Genomic DNA, 18716 nt, shown 5'->3' with positions numbered 1-18716 from the left:
GCCTCTAGTGTGGGAGGAAAATAAAGGGCGGTCTCAATGACCAGGCGCAACACATGAACCATCAGGTACGGTGTTGCCATGCCCCATTGCTACCGCCATCTCACCGCCGAAGACCGAGCTGCCATTATGATGATGCGAGCGACTCATTCGATCCGGTCCATCGCCATTCATCTGGGCCGTGCACCGAGCACCGTGTCGAGAGAAATCGCGCGCCACGTGGTCGATCCCATCAAGGGCTAGGATGCCGGCCTGGCAGGATATCGGGCTCGTTTGACGCGACATCGGCCACGTCAGCGTCCCAAGCTGTACCCTGACGGTGATCTCTTCGAGGTAGTGGTCTACCTGTTGCGCAAGTACTGGTCACCGGAACAGGTAGCCCGCACACTGAAGCGCATGACTCCCAACGATTCACGTCGACAGGTCTCGCATGAGGCCATCTACAACGCGCTCTAATGATGCCCCGTGGCAGTCTCAAGAAGGAGCTCATCGCCTGTTTGCGGCAGGGCAACGGCAAGTGCCGGCCACGCAGTCGTGGTAAGGATCGACGCCAGCAGATTCCCGAACTGGTCAGCATCCATATACGGCCGTCTGAGATCGAAGACCGCACTGGGAGGACGATCTCATCATGGGCGCCAACAATCGCTCTGCCGTCGGTACGCTGGTGGAGCGCACTACGCGTTTTGTGATTCTGGCGAAAGTGGATGGCACCACGGCCACGGCGGCGGCCGTTGGCTTCAGCGATAAGCTCAATGAGGTGCCGCGAGCCTTGCGACTCTCCATGACCTACGACCAAGGCAGAGAGATGGTGAAGCATGCCGAGATCACCCAAAAGACCGGTACGGCGACCTACTTTGCTGACCCGCATAGCCCATGGCAGCGGGGTTCCAACGGTAACACCAACGGGCTGTTGCGGCAGTACCTGCCAAAGGGCACGGATCTCTCCGTCTACAGTCAGGAAGAACTCGACGAGATCGCCGACTCACTGAACACGCGGCCGCACAAGACACTGGGGTGGAGCGCACCGCTGGAAGTTTGCGCCGAGGTGCTCAAGAAATCCGTCGGTGGACCGAGCACCCTTCAATAGCGTTGCGCTGGACGACTTCGGGACCGGCTACTCCTCGCTGAGGTACCTGCAGTCCCTGCCACTGGATATCCTTAAGATCAATATCGCCTTCGTACGTGACCTGAACCGCGAGATGCAGGCGCACCCGATCGCCGTCATCATTATCGCCCTCGCCGACAGTATGGGGCTGGCGGTGGTTGCCGAAGGGGTAGAGACACCGGCTCAGCTCGCGGTGCTGGCGGATCTGGGCTGCGCGATCTATCAAGGCTACCTCTTCGCCGCTCCCATGCCCCTCGAGGCATTTCACCAGCTACCAAACTGCTTTGTCATCGAACAAGAAAGCAGCAGTAGCCCACCATTTGGCTAACGATGCATTCCCGTTAGAGTAATTTCCATCAAAGCGCATTACTATGCTAAGCATTCAGCACCGCGTAGCGACGCGGTGGTCTTGGTGTCGCGCTTTGGGAGCCTCATGGATGGCGCTAAAAACCTTATGCAGTCGACTCGTCTTGGCAGTCGTGGTGCCGAGCCTCTTGTTGACTGCTCTCTTGTTTCCGCTCTCCCAGGCCTATCTTGATGCCCGCTTCGACGGGGAGAAGGCCAGCGCGGAGGCGATGCTGGAGGCGGGCCAGGCCACTCTGCGCCGAGGGATGAACGAGAGTTTCAACGACATCCTGGCCATCGCGCAGCAACCCCTGCTCAGACGCTACCTCTCCTACCTGGGCGACTCCCGCGGCGGGAACCCCACGCCGGCGCCCGCATGGGAAGCTCGCCAGCTCGCGGCGCAGTTTCGAACGCAGCTGATCCATGCCCCCCACTACACCAAAATGGTGTTGCTGGACTCACAGGGAGAAGAGCTCTTTCGTATCCACCATGGGTCGCCACTCCCCCCGGTCGCACGGGGCATGTCACACGCCGATGCCGTCTATTTTCAGGCGGCCATGCAACTGCACTCTCGCGATCTCTATATCTCGCCTCCTGGCCATGAAATCAGCTACGAAAACACCGCTGATGGCCTCGCTCCTGTTATTGATATCGCCACCCCCGTCTTCGATACCCGCGGGGAGAAGAAGGGCGTCCTATTGTTCAGCCTGGATTGGCAGTACCTGACCGCCGCCCTCCATCAGGATATCGCCCGCGACCAGGCCGCTCAGCTGATCCTGGTCGATGCCAGCGGCCGTTCGCTGCTTCCCGGACCTAGTAGTGTCATTCCATTCGGGCGCCCCGCTGCATCCCACCTCCCAAATATCTGGGAGTCTCTCTCCCAAGAGGAACCGGGCCCCGCGAGCCTGAGTGATCGTCTCTTGCTGTCGCAGACTCTCGATATGCGAACCCAGAATTACCGGAGCCTGGTGGAAAATGTGGCGAGTCTGCCGTCCTCTCACCCCTGGCACCTGGGACTGCTGTTACCCAAGCAAAGCATTGTCGCCCTGGTGACGGAGAGTCTCGCCTTGCGGCTGATGCTCTTGCTCTATGTCCTTGCCCTTCTCCTAGGCGTGTCCTGGGCCGTAAGCAGTCACCGTCAGCAAATACTAAAACGGCAAGCTCAGCGGTACGCCAATGAGGTGCGGGACCTCTATGAACGTGCGCCCTGCGGCTATCATTCGCTGGATGTCGACGGTCGTATCGTCAAGATGAACCACACCGAACTCGACTGGCTGGGCTATCGCGCCGACGAAGTGATCGGCCAGCGGTATTATCGGGACTTCGTGACATCGGCCACTCGTGAGGCCTTTGGGGCCGCCTTTCAGGGGGTCCTCGGGCCACAGCAAGAAGGTACGGCGGAGTGCGAGCTGGTCACCCGCGACGGCACCACCTTACCGGTCGCCATTCAAGCCACGGCCTCGATCACCCCCCGTGGCTTCAAGTACACCCGTGCCACGGTCTTCGACCTGACCGAACGCAAACGACTGGAAGCGACCCTGGCGAAGCAGGCCATGACCGATCCGCTCACCGGTTTAGGCAACCGACGGCATCTGGAAAACCAGGCAGCCATGGAGATCGCTCGCGCCAAGCGTAGCGGTGCCCCCTTATCGTTGATTGCCATCGACTTGGACCACTTCAAGCACATCAACGATACTCACGGCCACGACGTGGGTGACAGGGTACTGCAAGCCTTCGCCGATTTGGCTCGCGGCATGCTACGTGACGGCGATGTACTGTGCCGCATGGGAGGCGAGGAGTTCGCGATCCTGCTTCCTGACACTGATCGGGAGCAGGCCTTTTGGGTTGCCGAGAGGCTGCGCAAGGCAGTCGCCACCACCCCTGCCAAGGTTGGTCAGGATACGAAGGACGACAGCATGCTAGGCTACACCGCCTCGCTGGGTGTCACATTGGTTATTGCTAGAGAGGCTTCGCTAAAACCCGCGATCAAACGCGCCGATCTGGGGCTATATGCCGCCAAGCAAGCGGGACGCAACCGCGTGCAGTGGCAGCCGGCCTGAGCGGCCGCTAGCATGCAAAAAAATGAGTCACTTGTAACAAGCAAGCTAGCCCCTACTCACTCACCGACAAACGGTATTAGGCAAATTGATCACATTCAAAGTGATAAAAAGCCTATAAATTTAAGCAACTTATATAAGTGAAAGTTTTTTTCATTCTCAGGTGATTAATTTGGCTATTCCGGCTCAGTCCTCCAACCCTTCGGCAGCAGTGATTCACTCACTGCTGCAACACACCCATGAGGTGTCAGTATATGCGAAGGACATGGCCTATCCGTTGAGGGCAGAGGTGCACCATCTCGATCTGAGTAGCGGGCAGCTGGTACTGGAAGTGGCATACGCTGGTTCTGACATCGAGCAATATCTGACCAATGGCGGAATCAACTTCGATCTGGAAGCTATCAAGAGCAACCAGATCATGGAGCGCGAAACCTACAGCCTCAGCAATGTCCCCACCAAGCTGCTCAAGATCGACAGTTCGCTTTATCACCTAGATTGCCAGCTCCCGGAGTCGGTATTCGTGCCCGAGCAACGAGGGGCAATCCGCATCCCTTTTCTCCTTGGGATGCATGCAAGGGTCAGCATCGAAGTCTACCTTCACGAGCTCAATATGCCGGCACGGCTACGCAACCTGTCGGTGGGAGGGTGCATGGTGGATATAGACTTGGCCGAAAGTGTGGCGATCAACGTTGATCAGCATATCCCCGGTATCACCATCGAGTTTCCCAATGGAGAACGGTTCTTCGCCGAGGGTAAGGTTCGTCACATTCGTCCCTTCGGCAATCACGGCTATGCCGCGGCCGGTATTCAGTTCATCAACCTGAACACGCTTCAGTCAGAGACCTTGTTCCGCTATGTGGCCGAGTCGGAAAAAGAAGCGGCCTATCGTACAGGGAGCAACAACAAACTGGACCACCACTCCCCGCTCTTCATCCCCGGAAACAAGGAGAAGAAGATCCGGCAGCGTGAAACCCAGGCGCGAGCGAAGCGCGCCCGCCAATCGCCCATGGAACGCGGTGTGATGGACCTTGCCCACCAGCTTCAGGTGGGGCTGATGTACATCAAAACCCGTGATCTGTTCCCCGAGCAGCTCTTCTACGATTGCGTCGACACTCTGCGCCACCTGGTGGAGCAGGACCGTAAGGCCTTTCTCTACGCCCTCTCCTCTTTGCGCGACGAACCGGATTGGGTCCGCCACGCAGTGCAGGTAGCAGGCCAGCTGGCCGACATGCTGCTAGCGCGTGACCCATACGACCCCAGGGTGCGTGAAGCCGTGCTGGGAGCCCTGATGCATACCCTTGGCAAGCCGCTGCTGGTCGGCCCGAAAATCCCGTCACTCAAGGTCAACATGAACCCTGGGCAGAAGGAAATCCTCAAGGGTCACGTGGCCGTGTTGTGCCATAAGTTGCAGGGGCTTGACTGGTCCCCCAGTCCCATCTGTCGCGCCGTGATCGAACAGGCCAACGAGCGTTTGGACGGTTCTGGCTACCCTGCGGGCAAGCACGGTAGGCAGCTCTCAGCCCTGGTTCGCCTGGTCTCTGTCATCAAAGTGGTCAATAAACTACGCAATGTGCGAAACGGTGCGCCGCCTCGCTCGCCGCTAGACGCCTACCGCATGGTCCATGGGGCGAGCGCTGCCTATGATAAGACGGTGTTAGTGGAGTACATCCAAACCTATGGGCTCTACCCAATCGGCAGCCTGGCCAAGTTCTCGGGAGGCTTTCTCGCTTGGGTAATGGACATTGACCGAAAGGGCATGCCGACCCAGGTGCATATCATCAAAAACTTGCGTTTTCCCGACACCAACATCAGCAGCGTAATCACCCAAAGTGATTTCGCACAGATCGGTAAGCTCGAAGACATAGTCAGTCCCTCTACCTACGGGGTGAAGGTTCTGAAGATGTAGAATGCATTGAAATAGCTGCCAAGTGTGATCTGGCTATAGATTTTTTATCCGGGACCCTACATCTGAATATAAAGTATGAAACATACGTTTTATTGACAAGCAGTCCATTATGCTATGGTCGGTTTTTCCTGGAGGAAGCAATGGAATCTTCCCATGCCCCAAGCTGACGCTAAAACCACCGCTTTGCTGGATTGCCTGGCAGGCACGCCAGCGCCAAGCGAAAAACTGGAAGCGCTGATCTATCCCCTGCTCGACTTGTTAGCGGACATCACAGGGCTAAGCTCGACCTACTTCACTCTGATCGACGAAGAGAGGCAGGTACAAACGGTGGTGTATGCCCGCAATATCGGTAACCTGATTATCCCGGAGGGTCTCTCAGTGCCGTGGTGTGACACACTATGCCGCCGCGCCATCCTGGAAGGTCGCCGCTACAGCCAAGACGTGGCAACGCACTGGGGAGACTCTATGGCTGCCCGTGAGCTCGGGCTATGCACCTATCTCAGTGAACCGGTTTACCTCCTCGACAGCACTTTGTATGGCACCTTGTGTGCCGCCAGTGACGAACAGGTCACGCTGTCGCCTGAGGTGATTCACTATATGTCGCTGTTTACTCAGCTGATCTCACGTTACCTTGAGAGTGAGCGGCTGCTTCAGCTAGTGACCACTGAAAACCGCATCCTGGCGCACCACGCCAATACCGATCCGTTGACCGGGATTGCCAATCGTCGAGCCTTGGTACAGGGACTGGAGGCGCGCCTTCAGCACGCGGCGCTCAATGGGCAACATTTATATGTCGCCTTTATTGACCTGGATGGCTTCAAGGCCATCAACGACCGTCATGGCCATGACGCCGGTGACCGATTTTTGATCGAATTGGCCCAGCAGCTGACCCGACACTGCCGCAAGGATGATCTGATCGCACGCTATGGCGGCGATGAGTTTGTGGTCGTACGGGAAAGCCACACAGACACCAGCGAACAAGCCTTCCGGCAGTATCTGGAAGAGCTCACAGCCGGGCAGTTTCACATCTGCGACGACATCATCGACTACTCTGGCGCGAGTGTGGGAACGATCACCGCCAAACCGGAACAGCATGACGCAGCGATGCTACTATCGTTGTGCGATGCGGCCATGTACGAGCAAAAGAAAGCACGCCGCCACGACATCACCTAATACTTTCGTCTTGCGATATGACGATGCTCGGTGTCGCCCTTCCTTAAAGAGCTTGCCCACGTTTAGGTAGGTAAGCTAGGCATCACTCTATGGCTCACGATATTTCTCTACTGGAAGACCAGCAGAAAATTCATGACATGATTGCGCACGAGGCGCCACTCGAGGAGGTACTCGAGGCGATCACATATTGGGCAGGCCACCTGCTCTCGGACGCGCTAGTGTCCATCATGCACTATGAGCCAAAACGCAAGACGTTAAGCATGATTGCCGGCTCCCAGTTCTCGTCACGTTACTTTAAGGCCATGCAAGGCCTCGAGATCGGTGATGGCGTTGGCACCTGCGGAACGGCGGCCTTCTTACGCCAGATGGTCATATCCGAAGATATTATGACGGATACCTACTGGGAAGCCTTCCGTGCCGCCGCCCGGTTAGAGGGCCTACGCGCTTGCTGGTCGATGCCCATCCTGACACGCGAAGGGCAGCTGCTGGGCACTTTCGCTACCTATTACCGTCACCCGGCAGAGCCGTCTCCTGCTAGCCAAAACACCCTGAAAAAAGCCGCATCACTGGCGGCTCTAGCCATCATTCGAGACCAGGACACTCAGGAATTAAATAGCCTGACGGCGTGGCATACGTCATTGTTCACCAATCATCCGGATGGGGTCTATAAGTTCAGCCTGGATGGCCGCTTACAGCAGGCTAACCGGGCACTGGAGAGCCTCACCGGCTATGCCGAGGACACGTTAGTCGGTCGCCATTTCTTGGACTTGCTCGATCCCAGCTGCCATGTAAAAGCAAAGGCTACCTTCGAAGCGGCTTTAAATGGCGAAGCGCAGCAACAAGAAATGCTTGGTCGCCACGCCGGTGGGCGCACCCGACAGCTGACAGTGACCAGCTTCCCTGTGACCACGGATGCAGGTGTTGTCGGTGTATATGCCATTTGTCATGACATCACCATGCGCAAGCGTCAGGAAGCGGAACTGAAGCTTCTGGAACGTGGTATCGAGGCCACTCCCGTCGGGGTCGTCATGGCCGATGCGCGCCAGTCCGGCATGCCACTGGTCTACGTCAATGAGGCCTTCTGCCGTATCACTGGCTACTCCCAAGATCAGGTTCTTGGCTTAAATTGTCGCTTTCTGCAGGGCGAAGAAACGGATCCTGATGCCGTCACGAAGATTCGCACGGCAATCGAGGCCCGTGAAGGTGTGCAGATCACGTTGCTCAATTATCACCAGGATGGAACGCCTTTCTGGAATCGTCTGCGCATCAGTCCTGTCATGGATGCCGATGGACAGTGCACCCACTTCATCGGCACCCAAGAAGACATCACGCAACAACGCCAGCAAGAGGCTCAAATTGCCTATCAGGCCACTCACGATCAGCTCACTGGTTTACCCAATCGAAATGCTCTAGAGGGCCATCTCACCAAGGCGTTCCACGACCATCAGGAGCAGCGCCAAGGGTTATTGACGCTGATGTATCTCGACCTGGATGGGCTACGGGGGATCAATGAAGCCTTGGGCCACGTTGTCGGCAACCGGCTATTGGTTGCGGTGGCGAGCCGGCTTCGTCAGTTGCTCGGCCCAGATCACACCCTGGCTCGCATCACGGGTGATGAGTTCGTCCTGCTGATGCCGGAGCTACAAGACGACCAAACGATCATCAATATCGCGGAGCAGGTGCTCCAACTGTTTGATGCACCTTTCGAGTTCGACGAGAATGTGCTGTACATCAGCGCAAGCCTAGGGGTCGCCTACGACGACAACACCGTCCACTCACCCCATCAACTGCTTCAGCGGGCCGACCTGGCCATGGTTGAAGCCAAACGCCAGGGACGTCATACCTGGCAGTGGTACACACCACGCGTAGAGAAGACGACGCGAGATCAGCTGCTACTTCGGCATGAATTGCAACAAGCCTTGCGGCACAATCAGCTTGAGCTCTACTACCAACCAGTGGTCGACGCCAGTAGTGGAAGGATTCGCAATACTGAAGTCTTACTACGTTGGCATCACCCCCAGCGCGGGATGATCTCCCCCGGGGTGTTCATTCCGCTTGCCGAACAAACGGGCCAGATCATTGCCTTGGGGCACTGGGTGCTTCGACAAGCCTGCCAACAACTGGCGGATCGATTGCACAGGGGGGAGCGAACCTATCCGATCGCAGTCAATATCTCATCGCTGCAGTTCCATCGCGACGGCTTCTTAAGAGAGGTCGTTACCACCCTGGAAGAGACTGGCTTACCTGCAGAGCTACTCGAGCTGGAGATCACTGAAAGCATCCTGATGGACGGGGGCTCACAGGCCATAGGCGTGATCGAAGAGCTGCGTGCAATTGGAATCACCATCGCACTCGATGATTTCGGGACCGGTTTTTCTAGTCTCAGTTATCTTCGCGACTTGCCGATTCACAAGGTTAAACTGGATCGCACTTTTATTCAGGACGTCTTGGAAAGTCCACGCAATGCCGCCATCGTGCAAGGCGTCATTACTATGGCGCACCACCTGGATCTAGTCGTGGTCGCTGAAGGCATCGAGACGGTTGCACAGCAACAAGACTTGGAGCGTCGCAACTGTGACCTGCTGCAAGGATTCTATTTTTCCAAGCCCATGCCACTTGATGCATTACTGAAATTGCCTGGCATCCTTCCGCCCTAACTCTAGATGTGTAGCTGTTTATTCTCTGATGATTCGATGCGTCATGGAAATTACCTTCTGTTGACTTCGTGGTTACGTCCACAGGTGATTCTATATCCCGGTACCCAACAGGTAAGGATGAAACTTTATTCTCATCCCACACCCGGTGGGGTGAACCTCCTGTGCCATCCCACCTTCCTCTTTCCCTCTCCCTTCCTCAGTCTGTGTTGGTGCGGGCCAGGGTCTTGAAGACCCTGGCCTTCGAGGCGGCCTCGCGCTCGGCGTAGAGCGCGAGTTCATCGGTAACGGCGGCCCCCAGCGCCGACTCGAAGGCCTCGCGGTTGGCATGGCCGGCATAGGCGTCGTTCTGTGTCCCACCGAGGTTAGACTGAAAGATGCCCGCCGCGCTGACCGGCAGGAAGTCCTCATAGGTGATCGGCCGCGCCTCGACCAGCCCCTGTTCGATCAGCGCCTCCAGGTCCGTCTCCATGCCGGCATCGGCCGCACGTCCGGCGTCGGTGAGCCGGTACTCGAAGAAAGCCAGGCCCCGGCGGCGCAGCTCGGCCTCGTCATCGGGGAAATCGGCGAAGGCCTTGGCCAGTGCTTGCTGGTGCGCCTCGTGGGAGAGTCCCTGAGTATTGTCCCGTGAGGCATCGAGCAGGCGATCATAGAGTGCTCGCCCCTTGCCGGTCAGTGCCACACCCCGCTGCTCGATCTCGCCGAAGCGGGCCGTGTGGGTGCCCTGGCGCTCGCCCTGAAAGCGTGTCGGCTCCTCCAGCGCCTTGAAGCTGGTCTGGCGCAGCAGGATTGGGCAGTCGCGACGGGGCGGCCCCTCGATGACCTCCTTGGGGGTCATGCCGGCCGCCGACATGCGTTTCTGGACCTCGTCGATGTCCAGGGTGCGCGGGGTCAGGTGATTTATGTGCGGGCCGCGGAAGCAGACCACGTCGGCGATCAGCCGGTGCTCGGCGTGCAGCGCCTCGTAGGTGGGGAGATCCACGGTGGCGTCTCGGTGCCAGCGGAAGGTCTCCAGCGCCTCGGTGACGAAGCGGTCCGCCTGGGCGTCGCTGAGACCGCCCTGGGATTCGCTGAGCGCGATCAGCTCCCGAGCGTTGGCGGTGAAGATGTCGCGCTCGGCGAGTATCGCCGCGGCACGCTCACGAAGTGCCGGGCTCTCGATCAGTTCCAGGCGCAGCAGCGAGGTGAAGACCCGGAAGGGGTTGCGGGAAAGCGCCGCTTCATCGACGGGGCGAAAGGCGGTGGAATGCACCGGCACTCCGGCCTGGGAGAGATCGTAGTATCCGACCGGGTGCATGCCCATCACCGCGAACAGCCGGCGCAGCATGGCAAGCTCCGCCGGGGTGCCGACCCGAATGGCGCCGTGGCGCTCGACGCCGAGGCGATCAAGCCCGTCATGGGCCGCAAGTCGCTCAGCGAGCACCGTGTTGCGCTCGAGAGTCTCGCGATTCACCTGCGCCACCAGCTCGAGCAGGGTCTCGTACTGGGGCACCTCGGCCTGGTACATGGCCGACATGGCCGTCGAGAAGCGATCGCGAATCTCATCGGATGAAACGAGAGCTGGCGTATTCATGGGGCATGCCTCCTGAGTGTCTTGGGGCCAGCCGCATCGCTCCTGGCTCTGCGTCAGGAGCGCACGGACGTGGAAAATCGCTCGCGTCGCTGGCGGCTGAGCGTGATCAAGGAATGACCTGATCAAAGCAGTCACCCGGCGAAACGGCAAACGAAAAAAAGCGCGCTATTCATTCCATCGAGTCATGCCATGGCGGCACCGTGAGCGTCATCAGGGGCGATGTCAGGCGGTTTTCATGGGATCGCTTGGGCGGAGCAGGGAGCCTGTCATGCCTGTAATGAATGACTTGCCAGCACCAGATATCAGGCACTAGACATCAGGCACCAGGTCCCATGATTGGCTAGAATGAGCCTTTTGTTCAGGAACCGCATCGCCATGACGGCCCGCCATCTGCCCTCGACCACCACCATGCAATGCTTCGAGGCGGCGGCCCGCCACATGAGCTTCACCCGGGCGGCCGAGGAACTGAGCCTGACTCAGAGTGCGATCAGCAAGCAGGTCGCGCAGCTGGAACACTATCTTCAGCACAAGTTGTTCCGCCGCGTGCGGCGCACGCTGGTGCTGACGCCCGAGGGCTCTCTGTACCTCACCGAGGTACGCAAGATACTGGCGCAGATCGAGATGTCGGCGAACACCATCATGACCTACAGCGGGCATAGCGAGGTGTTGCGGGTGGCGACCCTGCCGACCTTCGGCACCGCCTGGCTGACCGCTCACCTGCCGGCCTTCTTCGAGGCGTATCCGAGCATCAGCCTGAATGTCACCGACCGGGTGCAGGCCTTCGATCTCGAGCAGGAAGACATCGATGTGGCCTTCTTTCACGGCCATGGCCGCTGGCCCAATCTGGAGTGTCACAAGCTGTTTGACGAGGAGGTGGTCGCCGTCGGGGCACCTGACTATCTCGATCGGCTGCGGCTGGCCTCGGCCACGGACCTGATCGAGGCTCGCCTGTTGCATCTCTCCACCCGCCCTGACGCCTGGCACCGCTGGTTTGCCGAGCAGGGCATCACCACCCATCGCAGCTATCACGGCACGCGCTTCGAGACCTTCCAGATGTTGCTGCGAACCGTGATCGCAGGGGGTGGCCTGGCGCTGATGCCGCGTTTTCTCGTCGAGGATGAACTCGCCGCAGGGCGGCTAGGCTGTGCGTGGCCTCATGTGCTACAGGGGCCCGACGCCTATTACCTGGTCTATCCCGAACCCTTGGGGGAACTCGCCAAGGTGCGTCACTTCGTGTCGCATGTCCTGGCCTGTGCCGGGAGCGCCTGAGCGTCCGCGCTGTTCTGCACTGGTCACTGGCTGGGGAGACAGGGATAATCCGCTCCCTTCATTCAGCTTGGCATCGACGAGAGATCTGGACCGGTGACCGATTCCTGCCTCCCACCCACCGCCCGCGCGGAAGACCTTCACCTGGGGCTCGCCATGTGGGCCAACGAGGACTGGCGAGGTGGCCTCTATCCGCCGCATGGCGGCCAGGGCGAACGCCTGCCGGATTATGCTCGGGTGTTCTCCACGGTGGAGGGCAACACCACCTTCTATAGCGGCACCCCGCGTCCCGATACCGTGGCCGCTTGGGCGCGCCAGGCCCCGCCGGGCTTCCGCTTCTGCTTCAAGCTGCCAGGTGGGCTGACCCATGAGCGGCGCCTGGCTGGCGTCGAGGCCGAGGTCGAGGACTTCCTCGCCGCTCTGACGCCACTGCATGATCGCCTCGGGCCGGTGATGATTCAGCTGCCCCGGGATTTCGGCGTGGACGAGCTGCCGAGACTCGAGGCATTGCTGGCGCGCTGGCCTGCCGGGATTCCGGCCAGTGTCGAGGTCCGCCACCCCGAGTTTTTCCACAAGGGGAGCGCCGAAGCGGCCTTGAACCGATTGTTGATAACTCACGGGATAGATCGGGTGATGCTTGACGTGCGCGCCCTGTTTGCTACGCCGCCAAGAGAGGACTCGCGGTTGGCCAAGGCTCAGGGCGAAAAGCCCAAACGCCCGTTACACGTGATCTCCACGGCACAGCGACCGGTGGTGCGCTTCATCGGCCACTTCGATGACGCCATCAATCAGGCCCGCTTTACGCCCTGGGTCGAGCGGCTCTGCCTGTGGATAAAACAGGGGAAAACCCCTTTTCTCTTTGTGCATACGCCCGATAATCGCCAGGCGCCCGCCCTGGCGAGGGCCTGCCACGCGCGCCTCGCCGACCGGCTGGCTCTCCCTTCTCTGGCGGCCTTTCCCGGCGAGCGTCAGACGCGTCTCTTCTAGTGCCTTCCGGCGAGGCCCTGTCCTCCCTTAAGGGTCTCCTTAAGGGGCAATCCGTTCTGGCTATCACGATCATGATCGGATAGTTTTATGGCCCGCATGCCGTTCACCATTCGATATTGTGGGGTTTTGTGTGAAACCCGCACGGATCTTCGCAATATCACGGCATGTGAGCCGCGTCTCGTGCCCCGACCAGGGAACGAGGCGCGGCGGCTAGCGGCGGCGATCCTGCCCGGATCCTGTCATGCCCTTGATTGGCATCGTGTGATCCATGATGCCGCGGACGTGGCAATAACAAGCACAAGCCGTCATCGCATCCGACCGATCGATGATGACACGCAACCTCAAGGTGAATCATGTCCAAACTATCCCACGCACATTGGTCATCCAAGCTGACCTTTATCCTCGCGGCCACCGGGTCCGCGGTCGGCCTTGGCAATATCTGGAAATTTCCCTACATGGTGGGCGAAAGCGGCGGCGCCGCCTTCGTGCTGGTGTACCTGCTGTGCATCGCCCTGATCGGGCTACCCATTCTGGTCGCCGAATGGCTGATCGGGCGGCGTGGCCAGGAGAACCCGATCAACTCGATGGCTGAGCTGGCCAAGAACGCGGGACGCAGCAAGGGCTGGGTGATGGTGGGGATCAGCGGTGTGCTGGGCGCCTTCCTGATCCTGTCCTTCTATAGCGTGATCGGCGGCTGGTCGCTGTCCTATACCCTGAGCTCGGTCACCGGTGCCTTCACCGGCCAGGACGCCGACGCCGTCGGTGGACTCTTCACCGGCATGCTGGCGAGCCCGGGGCAATTGCTGCTGTGGCACTCCGTCTTCATGCTGCTGGTCATCGGCATCGTCGCCCGTGGCGTGACCAAGGGGCTCGAGGGCGCGGTACGCACCCTGATGCCGGCGCTCGGCGTGCTGCTGGTGGTGCTGGTGGGCTATGGCATGACCACCGGTTACTTCGGCCAGGCAGTCAGCTATCTGTTCAACCCCGACTGGAGCAAGCTCTCCGGGGAAGTGGTGCTGGCGGCGCTGGGCCATGCCTTCTTCACCCTGTCGCTGGGCATGGGCATCATGATGGCCTATGGCTCGTATCTGGGTGAGGAGGTCAACCTGCTCAAGACCGCCCGCACCGTGGTGATCATGGACACCGTCATCGCCCTGGGCGCTGGCCTGGCGATCTTCCCGATCGTCTTCGCCAACAACCTGGACCTGAACTCCGGGCCGGGGCTGATCTTCGTCACCCTGCCGCTCGCCTTCGGCAACATGACCGGCGGGATGCTGCTGGGGCTGATGTTCTTCCTGCTGCTGACCTTCGCCGCCCTGACGTCGGCGATCTCGCTGCTGGAGCCGGTGGTGGAGTTTGTCGAGGAGCGCACGCCGCTGTCGCGGGTCGGCGCGACCCTGGTGGCGGGTATCGCGACCTGGGCGCTGGGCATCGCCGCGCTGCTGTCGTTCAACGTCTGGAGCGAGGTGCTGTTCTTCGGCCTGAACATCTTCGACCTGCTCGACAAGCTGACCAGCAAGTTCCTGCTGCCGCTGACCGGCCTGGGCGTCATCCTGTTCGTGGCCTGGGGCTTGGACAAGGAAGGCGTGCGCAAGGAGCTGGGGATGGATATCTACGACTTCAGCCTGTGGAACCTGATCACGCGCTATGTCGCGCCGATCGGCGTGCTGGCGGTGTTTGTCACCAGTCTTTGAGAGTGACTTCTGAGGGTGACGCCACCCTGGACCGGCATCGGATGCCGGTCCTGCCAGACTTTACCAAGCCCTGCCAGATCCTGGCATTGCCCTGCGAGCCCCGGTCCTGCCGGGGCTCGCGGCGTTTGGGGGAACGTGGCGGAGTGAGTCTACTGAATCAGATCATCGTCGAGGTCGGCATCCAGGTCGGCGAGATCCTGCTCCAGCCGCTTGAATTCGTTGTGCAACTCGATGCCGCGACGGGCACGCAGGTTGCGTAGTGCAGCGGACTTGCGGCGCTGCTGATGCTCGACCACTTCCATGCTCATGAAAATATCGAGGAGTTCGCTTTTGACGGAGGACACCTGTTCGACATTGCGCATGATCGACTCTCCTGACGGGCGATGACTGCGCCGGCCGCCCTTGAGTGCTGCCTAACGACCGGCACCTCCTTGTTTACTATAACCCACTTGACAGGATGATGACGTTCAACGCTCAAGCAACGCGGAGCGGGAACGTGACATCGTCCCCCCCGGCTGGGGCATACTGTGACCAGCCATGACCCGGTGTGCGGGCCAGCATGCTCTAATTATCCACACCCCGGTTTGCGCCGCCCCTTATCCACATCCCCTGCCAAGGAGCCTGCCCGTGAGCCGTGCCCTGTTCGATGAATTGAGAAATCGCATGGAGCACTTTCGCCGCTCCGAACAGAAGGTGGCGCGCTTCGTGCTGCGCAATCCGGATGAAGTCATCCACATGCGCATCGTCGATCTGGCCACCGAGGCCAAGGTCAGCGAGCCCACGGTGGTGCGCTTCTGCCGGGCGCTGGGCTGCAACGGCTTCCAGGATTTCAAGCTCAAGCTGGCACAGATGCTGGCCTCGGGCAGTCAGTTCGCCCAGTTCTCGATGAACGACAGCGATACCGTTGCCGAGTTTTCCCACAGCATCTTCGATTCCACCGTCGGCACCCTGCTGTCGGTACGCGACCGGCTGGACAACGAGGCGCTGAACCAGGCGATCAATGCGCTGGCCATGGCCAACCGGGTCGAGTTCTACGGCTTCGGTGCCTCCGGTGCGGTGGCCGCCGATGCCCAGCACAAGTTCTTCCGCCTGCAGATCTCCACCGCCGCCTACACCGACCCGCACATGCAGAACATGTCCGCGGCGACCCTCAAGAAGGGCGATGTGGTGGTGGCGATCTCCCAGACCGGGCGTACCCGGGCGCTGGTGGATAGCGTGCGGCGAGCCCGCGAGGTCGGCGCCACGGTGATCGGCCTCTGTCCCAGCCACTCGCCCCTCGCCGACGAGGTCAGCCTGCCGCTCTACATCGACGTGCATGAAGACACCGAGATCTATACGCCGATGAGCTCGCGGATCGCCCATCTGGTGCTGATCGACGTGCTGGCGGTCGGTGTCGCCAAGACCCGCGGCCCCAAGCTCGCCGAGCAGCTCAAGGCGGTCAAGAAGAGCCTCAACCCGCTGCGTTACCCCGAGGAAGACGCCGAGTCCGAAGGCGAAGACGACCCATCGCTCTAGCCTGTGAGGCGCCGCCTGCCGGCCAGGCGGAGGCCCACCCGCGGAAGCCGGCAGACGGCCCGCCCCGAGGGCCGGATATGCTACGCTAGGCGTCCATTTTTCGACCCCGAAGTGCCCCGCTATGGATGACGTCACGGCGATTCTCGATCACCTCAACGCGGCCCAGCGTGAGGCCGTCAGCGCCCCCCAGGGCAATATGCTGGTGCTGGCGGGCGCCGGCTCCGGCAAGACCCGGGTGCTGGTGCATCGCATCGCCTGGCTGATGCGCACCGAGGGTCTGTCACCCTATGCCATCCTCGCCGTGACCTTCACCAACAAGGCGGCCCGGGAGATGCGCACCCGCCTCGAGGCGCTGCTCGGCCAGTCGCTGCGCAATGTCTGGGTGGGCACCTTCCACTCCATCGCCCATCGCCTGCTGCGTACCCACTGGCAGGATGCCCGCCTGCCCCAGCACTTCCAGATCCTCGACAGCGACGACCAGCTGCGCCTGGTCAAGCGCCTGCTCAAGGACCACCACATCGACGACGAGCGCTTCCCGCCGCGTCAGGTGCAGTACTTCATCTCCGGCTGCAAGGAGGAGGGCCTGCGCCCCCACCAGGTAAAGACTCAGGGCGATGCCTACCTGGGCCAGATGGTCGAGCTCTACGAGCGCTATCAGCTGACCTGCGAGCGCGGTGGCCTGGTCGACTTCGGCGAGCTGCTGCTGAGAAGCCTCGAGCTCCTGCGCGACAATCCGGCGCTGCTGGCCCACTATCGGGAGCGCTTCGCCCATGTGCTGGTCGACGAGTTCCAGGACACCAACACCCTGCAGTACGCCTGGCTGAAGCTGCTCACCGGCGAGCAGGCCGGGATCACGGTGGTCGGCGACGACGATCAGTCGATCTATGGCTGGCGCGGCGCCCGGGTCGAGAACATCCGCCGCTTCGAGGACGAGTTCACGGCCACCAGGACGGTGCGCCTGGAGCAGAACTACCGTTCGACCAGCGCCATCCTCGAGGCCGCCAACGCCCTGATCAGCCAGAACACCGGGCGCATGGGCAAGGAGCTGTGGACCGACGGCGAGCGCGGCGAGCCGATCTCGCTGTACGCGGGCTTCAACGACCTGGACGAGGCGCGCTACATCGTCGACACCATTGCCTCTCAGGTGAAGCAGGGCACCGCGCGGCGCGAGATCGCCATCCTCTATCGCTCCAACGCCCAGTCCCGGGTGCTCGAGGAGACCCTGATCCGCCAGGGCATGCCGTATCGCATCTACGGCGGTCAGCGCTTCTACGAGCGCCTGGAGATCAAGAATGCCCTGGCCTACCTGCGCCTGCTCTTGAACCGGGAGGACGACGCGTCGCTCGAGCGGGTGATCAACGTGCCGGCTCGGGGCATCGGCACTCGCACCGTGGAGATCCTGCGTGAGCGGGCGCGAGTCACCGACGTCTCGCTGTGGCAGGCCCTGCACGACTGCCTCGCCGATGCCACCCTCAAGGGCCGTGCCGGCAATGCGGTACGGGCCTTCGCGGAGCTGATCGAGCGCTTCGACAACGACACCGCCGGCATGGCGCTGCACGAGATCATCACCCACGTCACTCAGCAATCCGGGCTCGTGGAGCATCACCGCAGTGAGAAAGGCGAGAAGGGCCAGGCCCGGGTCGAGAACCTCGACGAGCTGGTCAACGCCGCCCGAGCCTTCACCCAGGGCGATGCCCTGAACGACCAGGCGATCGGCGAGGGCGCCGCCGCCATGGAACCCTTCCTGGCCGAGGCGGCGCTCAATGCCGGCGATCACGAGGCCGACGACTTCGAGGACTGCGTGCAGCTGATGACCCTGCATTCGGCCAAGGGCCTCGAGTTCCCGGTGGTGTTCATCGCCGGCGTCGAGGAGGGTCTGTTTCCGCACAAGATGTCGATGGAGGAACCCGGTCGCCTCGAGGAGGAGCGCCGGCTTTGCTACGTGGGCCTGACGCGGGCGATGACCAAGCTCTACCTGACTCACGCCGAGCTGCGTCGCCTGCATGGCAAGGAGACCTTCCAGCGGCCCTCGCGCTTCCTGCGCGAGATCCCGGCGGAGTATCTCGAAGAGGTGCGGCTGCGCGGCCAGATCTCGCGGCCGGTCACCGCCGGTCACGGCCCACGCCAATCGTCGGTGGACGGCGGCGACGACCTGCCGTCGCTTGCGCTTGGGCAGCGGGTCAGCCATCCGGTGTTCGGCGAGGGGGTGATCCTCAACGCCGAGGGCTCGGGCGAGCGCGCCCGGGTTCAGGTCAGCTTCGAGGGCGAGGGTGACAAGTGGCTGGTACTGGGCTTCGCCAAGCTGACTCCGCTCTAGGCGGGCCCTCCTGGGCGCCGCCGCCGGGGCGAAACGGCACGAGGCGGACTTGCCCGGCAAAACGGGCCTCAAGCATACTTTAGGGCGGACACAAGCCACACCATACCGATAATCCGCCAACCGGAGC

The 18716-nt window shown here is 60.9% G+C and carries 12 protein-coding genes and 1 pseudogene; 11 read left to right on the top strand and 2 right to left on the bottom strand.

What is annotated here, in order from left to right:
• The first annotated feature begins 78 nt into the window (after window positions 1–78).
• The 6 genes and pseudogenes from IEJ03_RS15565 (at window position 79) to IEJ03_RS15540 (ending at window position 9240) form a co-directional block, all read left to right on the top strand.
• A pseudogene (locus tag IEJ03_RS15565) lies at window positions 79–1084 on the top strand (IS30 family transposase).
• A complete protein-coding gene (locus tag IEJ03_RS15560) occupies window positions 1062–1430 on the top strand; it encodes an EAL domain-containing protein (protein WP_192035692.1) in 369 nt (122 codons plus the stop codon). Before IEJ03_RS15565 ends, IEJ03_RS15560 begins: the two are co-directional and overlap by 23 nt.
• A 109-nt stretch (window positions 1431–1539) precedes the next feature.
• A complete protein-coding gene (locus IEJ03_RS15555; RefSeq protein WP_192035691.1) occupies window positions 1540–3507 on the top strand; it encodes a diguanylate cyclase in 1968 nt (655 codons plus the stop codon).
• 262 nt (window positions 3508–3769) lie between these two features.
• Window positions 3770–5410 carry a PilZ domain-containing protein gene (locus tag IEJ03_RS15550; protein ID WP_192037369.1) on the top strand — a complete coding sequence of 547 codons (1641 nt, stop codon included), beginning with the start codon at window positions 3770–3772 and terminating at the stop codon, window positions 5408–5410.
• 153 nt (window positions 5411–5563) lie between these two features.
• Window positions 5564–6583, top strand: coding sequence for a diguanylate cyclase (locus IEJ03_RS15545; protein ID WP_192035690.1), 1020 nt, complete (start codon window positions 5564–5566; stop codon window positions 6581–6583).
• Between the two features lie 89 nt (window positions 6584–6672).
• Window positions 6673–9240: an EAL domain-containing protein gene (locus IEJ03_RS15540; protein ID WP_192035689.1), complete on the top strand. Its 2568-nt coding sequence runs from the start codon at window positions 6673–6675 to the stop codon at window positions 9238–9240.
• Window positions 9241–9436: 196 nt separating this feature from the next.
• On the opposite strand, the gene IEJ03_RS15535 is transcribed toward IEJ03_RS15540, so the two are convergent.
• On the bottom strand, window positions 9437–10810 hold the full coding sequence (locus tag IEJ03_RS15535) for a VOC family protein (protein WP_192035688.1): 1374 nt from the start codon (window positions 10808–10810) through the stop codon (window positions 9437–9439).
• A 375-nt stretch (window positions 10811–11185) separates the two neighbouring features.
• On the opposite strand from IEJ03_RS15535, the gene IEJ03_RS15530 reads away from it, so the two are divergent.
• From IEJ03_RS15530 to IEJ03_RS15520, 3 genes are all read left to right on the top strand, one after another.
• Window positions 11186–12079 carry a LysR substrate-binding domain-containing protein gene (locus IEJ03_RS15530; protein WP_192035687.1) on the top strand — a complete coding sequence of 298 codons (894 nt, stop codon included), beginning with the start codon at window positions 11186–11188 and terminating at the stop codon, window positions 12077–12079.
• Window positions 12080–12232: 153 nt separating this feature from the next.
• Window positions 12233–13063 carry a DUF72 domain-containing protein gene (locus tag IEJ03_RS15525; protein WP_192037368.1) on the top strand — a complete coding sequence of 277 codons (831 nt, stop codon included), beginning with the start codon at window positions 12233–12235 and terminating at the stop codon, window positions 13061–13063.
• Between the two features lie 353 nt (window positions 13064–13416).
• Entirely contained in the window at window positions 13417–14757 is a 1341-nt protein-coding gene (locus IEJ03_RS15520; RefSeq protein WP_192035686.1) for a sodium-dependent transporter, read from the top strand.
• Window positions 14758–14906: 149 nt separating this feature from the next.
• Here the strand turns inward: IEJ03_RS15520 and IEJ03_RS15515 are convergent, their stop codons facing one another.
• On the bottom strand, window positions 14907–15119 hold the full coding sequence (locus tag IEJ03_RS15515; protein WP_192035685.1) for a hypothetical protein: 213 nt from the start codon (window positions 15117–15119) through the stop codon (window positions 14907–14909).
• Window positions 15120–15384: 265 nt separating this feature from the next.
• Here IEJ03_RS15515 and hexR point away from each other — a divergent pair, with 265 nt between their 5' ends.
• Both hexR and uvrD read left to right on the top strand, forming a co-directional pair.
• Window positions 15385–16272 carry a transcriptional regulator HexR gene (gene hexR / locus IEJ03_RS15510; protein ID WP_192035684.1) on the top strand — a complete coding sequence of 296 codons (888 nt, stop codon included), beginning with the start codon at window positions 15385–15387 and terminating at the stop codon, window positions 16270–16272.
• A 121-nt stretch (window positions 16273–16393) separates the two neighbouring features.
• Window positions 16394–18589 (top strand): DNA helicase II, encoded by a 2196-nt coding sequence (gene uvrD, locus IEJ03_RS15505; RefSeq protein ID WP_192035683.1) that lies wholly within the window; start codon window positions 16394–16396, stop codon window positions 18587–18589.
• The last annotated feature ends 127 nt before the right edge of the window (window positions 18590–18716 follow it).

It is taken from the genome of Halomonas sp. YLGW01, from assembly GCF_014840935.1.
Lineage (GTDB): Bacteria > Pseudomonadota > Gammaproteobacteria > Pseudomonadales > Halomonadaceae > Onishia.
Note: the sequence above shows the minus strand (reverse complement) of the source record. Positions and strands in the feature narration are given on the sequence as shown.

Bases quoted from the DNA above. Each gene is read 5' to 3' on its own strand.
- IEJ03_RS15555 (WP_192035691.1), top strand. From the start codon at position 1,540: ATGGCGCTAAAAACCTTATGCAGTCGACTCGTCTTGGCAGTCGTGGTG.
- IEJ03_RS15550 (WP_192037369.1), top strand. From the start codon at position 3,770: ATGGCCTATCCGTTGAGGGCAGAGGTGCACCATCTCGATCTGAGTAGC.
- IEJ03_RS15545 (WP_192035690.1), top strand. From the start codon at position 5,564: ATGCCCCAAGCTGACGCTAAAACCACCGCTTTGCTGGATTGCCTGGCA.
- IEJ03_RS15540 (WP_192035689.1), top strand. From the start codon at position 6,673: ATGGCTCACGATATTTCTCTACTGGAAGACCAGCAGAAAATTCATGAC.
- IEJ03_RS15535 (WP_192035688.1), bottom strand. From the start codon at position 10,810: ATGAATACGCCAGCTCTCGTTTCATCCGATGAGATTCGCGATCGCTTC.
- IEJ03_RS15530 (WP_192035687.1), top strand. From the start codon at position 11,186: ATGACGGCCCGCCATCTGCCCTCGACCACCACCATGCAATGCTTCGAG.
- IEJ03_RS15525 (WP_192037368.1), top strand. From the start codon at position 12,233: ATGTGGGCCAACGAGGACTGGCGAGGTGGCCTCTATCCGCCGCATGGC.
- IEJ03_RS15520 (WP_192035686.1), top strand. From the start codon at position 13,417: ATGTCCAAACTATCCCACGCACATTGGTCATCCAAGCTGACCTTTATC.
- IEJ03_RS15515 (WP_192035685.1), bottom strand. From the start codon at position 15,119: ATGCGCAATGTCGAACAGGTGTCCTCCGTCAAAAGCGAACTCCTCGAT.
- uvrD (WP_192035683.1), top strand. From the start codon at position 16,394: ATGGATGACGTCACGGCGATTCTCGATCACCTCAACGCGGCCCAGCGT.